3 protein-coding genes are annotated in these 2,904 nt (G+C 35.4%); 1 reads left to right on the top strand and 2 read right to left on the bottom strand.

Annotation, left to right across the window (positions count from 1 at the left end; all coding sequences use genetic code 11):
• Positions 1 to 216: 216 nt before the first annotated feature.
• Positions 217 to 807 carry a DUF6624 domain-containing protein gene (locus L2764_RS26560; protein WP_248943345.1) on the bottom strand — a complete coding sequence of 197 codons (591 nt, stop codon included), beginning with the start codon at positions 805 to 807 and terminating at the stop codon, positions 217 to 219.
• Between the two features lie 725 nt (positions 808 to 1,532).
• Here L2764_RS26560 and L2764_RS26555 point away from each other — a divergent pair.
• The gene (locus L2764_RS26555) at positions 1,533 to 2,519 is read left to right on the top strand and encodes a hypothetical protein (RefSeq protein WP_248943344.1); all 987 of its coding nucleotides are present in this window, start codon (positions 1,533 to 1,535) and stop codon (positions 2,517 to 2,519) included.
• A gap of 49 nt (positions 2,520 to 2,568) precedes the next feature.
• Here the strand turns inward: L2764_RS26555 and L2764_RS26550 are convergent, their stop codons facing one another.
• Positions 2,569 to 2,763: an IS3 family transposase gene (locus L2764_RS26550; RefSeq protein ID WP_376708507.1), complete on the bottom strand. Its 195-nt coding sequence runs from the start codon at positions 2,761 to 2,763 to the stop codon at positions 2,569 to 2,571.
• Positions 2,764 to 2,904 lie beyond the last annotated feature (141 nt).

The following is a 2,904-nucleotide window of genomic DNA, read 5'->3' as shown; positions in this document are numbered from 1 at the left end:
GGTGTCATATGATGCCTTAGTGGAGGCTTGAGCCCAGTGCAGTGAAAGTTGCACGCTGGGTTCTTAGAGGGGCGGCACTTGGTAACAGGTGTCGCCTACTCGACAATAGGGGCGAAAATGGGGGGATTATCGACTAGAAAAAATGAGTATGTTCATATAATAAAAAATCCCCATTTTCTAATAAATACATCTAAACAATAAACTACTCTCATAGTTTTATTTGTTCAAATAAAACTCATTTAATAAAATTGAGTATTCAGATAAACTAGGTAAACCAACATCTTTTCTGCGTAAGTCGACATTGCTCTCATTTTCTATCTCATCGGGAATATACTTTCCATTTTTGAATATGAATTGAGTTCCATAATATTGTTTTATACCTTTATGAACTAAAATTTTATCAAATAATAATGCATAATCTTGACCTTCTAATGCACCATTAGAATAAAGTTTTTTTATAAAAGGAAGCATTTCCTCTTGAAAGTTAGTGTCAGGTGAATGTATGAGAATAAGGCTAACGGCTTCCAATCCATCTTTACCTATATTACTAACCTCGAGCTTTCCATGTTGCTTGATTATTATTTTTAACTTTTCCGTATTTTCTATGTCCAACTCATTAACCTGACTATCATAGTCACTTCTTTTATTTCTCATAAATTTAAAACGTGCAGCTTGATCTCTCTCTTTCATATCAAGCAGTTCCTTCCTAACAAGCGGAAGGTAATATACTTTTTCCTCATCATTGACTAATGTCGTTGAAGTACATCCTTGTGTAAAAAGTAAAGCAATAAAAAAAAACCTAATCATATTAATACGCCTTGATTAAAATATATGAGAGTAATTATTAAAAAAAATTGTCACTACTGCGATAGCTGTACCGATTCGATCAGCAATATTAAGTACCAAAAGTAGAGGGTGTCGCCTTAACTTTCTCAAAAACATAATGTACAACCATTTGTTTTTAAATGTGAACTAGACGTTTGACTAGTTATTAAAAGAAGCGTTAACCATTACAAGAAGCTAAAAAAGGTAAAGGATGATTAAGGCTCCATTATCACTGGTATATTCAGCTCATACATGGACAGAAATAAGCTAGTGCTTAGGCTCTATTTCATGATGCTTAGATTAAGAAAAGTATGGTAATCAAATACACGGTAACGCCTCAAACACCGGATTGGTGAAGCTGGGGCTTTGTTGCAATCTGCGATGAGAACAGAAACGAATCTTCGTCCGTAGCAAATATACCAAAATCAACTATGCTCATAATAAGCAAAAATGATCCATTAACCACATCAGCTTAAGTGCCTGAGTTAAAGTTAACCTGTATTTTGTTTGATTTATAACCTTTCTCGTTATGTCGATTCGCCGATAGCACATGGGTTCGCGCTGTCTAAAGGGTTAAATCCAAGCTTTGAAAACTTTTATGCAGGAACTTAACTTGGGTCTTTTTCACATACAACGGCTTCTTTATGTGGTAATTCATCTTTATCTGCGTTACAGAAAAAGACATATAATTGATATTAGAGGGTAACATGCTCAATATTCTAAAAATCTATTGCCTATTGCCACTGATAATAGTATTAAGCTCTGTATCATGTACTGACCCCAATACCGAACATAATCAAAAACCTGAATCTTCAGAAACACTGTTCGATCAAAGAGTCGACACCATAGTTAAATTTTTTGATGCTTTTAATTGCGGCAATATAACAATGATATTTGAAAATACAGAAAATCCAGAAATATTTCAAATACAAGCAGATTCAGTACCGAACCTAACATGGGAAGGTCGCGACAAAATTATAGAATATTTAGTGAATTTTAATGGTCAGGCTACGGCAGGGGGTTTTAGTGCAGCATTCCTTCTACCGAGCAACTTTGTGCAAAACATATTAATTGATGAGGCGCCAAATAAAGACGTCATTTTCAACTTTCCTCTTTTTATATCAGTGACATCTAATCAAAAAGAAATAAAAATATTGGGAGATATTCGATTTTATTTTTCTAAAGGGGTTGCATTACCAAATAAACTGAAAGTAGAATTCTCTGATTCAGCTCAAGAGTCTATGTATGTCCATACTATTACTAATCCTAGTTCAGATATTATTTGCAAAGCACTTTATAGTACTAGACTTGAATATGCGGCGTATCTCATCAAATCAAAGATGCATTCTTGGGGGAGTGCTTACTGTAAAGGTTATGCAGAGTCTGATGAAACATTAACTCCTCAATTTCAATCATGTAACGGCTATTTGAATCCAAGAACTAAAAAAGCCATTCTGGGTGGCTCCTTTGAAGCATGCACAGAAATTTTGAAAAAAATCCCATTTAAATGCCCAAACAGTACTAGCTACGGTCTAAGTGCATCCAGCAATACCCTACATTGTAGAAATATCCACGTTATCTCTGCCGCAATCAACCCTGCGATGCACTGCAAGCATCTAGACATTCCCAGTTTAGATATTGATAAAAAAACGGGACATATTGTGAACGGCCCTTGTTATACACCTTGCCCATAACACGGCTTTGTTGCAATGCTATCCCATCAGATCTTTTGAAATTGATTAGTTAGATCGGTAACTGATGGTCAGAATCAGTCGTTACTTTGAATTTTTTGGCCGCCTTGGCCACCAATTTTTGTCGCCGCATGCTATCAGATATAGTCCTGATTGCAGCTGGAACTTGCTCTTCTATCAGCTCTCGTTGAATACGAATGGCACCATAACGCTCTTTACTGTCATCAAAAATTTGTTTTATTTTCATATCTCTATAATCGCGATTAAGCATTCTATTGCTAGGGGGCGTTGACAATTGGCCATGATTAGCTGATTAAGATACAATTTTTCTCTTTGAAATTCATATGTCTCGTAAAATGATTAGCGATAAGCAGTGGCGACGAATTCA

The organism is Shewanella surugensis (assembly GCF_023284005.1).
GTDB classification, from domain to species: Bacteria; Pseudomonadota; Gammaproteobacteria; order Enterobacterales; family Shewanellaceae; genus Shewanella; species Shewanella surugensis.
The sequence above is the reverse complement of the archived record's forward strand: the minus strand, read 5'-3'. Positions and strand labels throughout refer to the sequence as shown.

What these genes read in the sequence shown, in the direction of transcription:
- L2764_RS26560 (WP_248943345.1), bottom strand. Translation starts at nt 807, where the DNA reads ATGATTAGGTTTTTTTTTATTGCTTTACTTTTTACACAAGGATGTACT.
- L2764_RS26555 (WP_248943344.1), top strand. Translation starts at nt 1,533, where the DNA reads ATGCTCAATATTCTAAAAATCTATTGCCTATTGCCACTGATAATAGTA.
- L2764_RS26550 (WP_376708507.1), bottom strand. Translation starts at nt 2,763, where the DNA reads ATGAAAATAAAACAAATTTTTGATGACAGTAAAGAGCGTTATGGTGCC.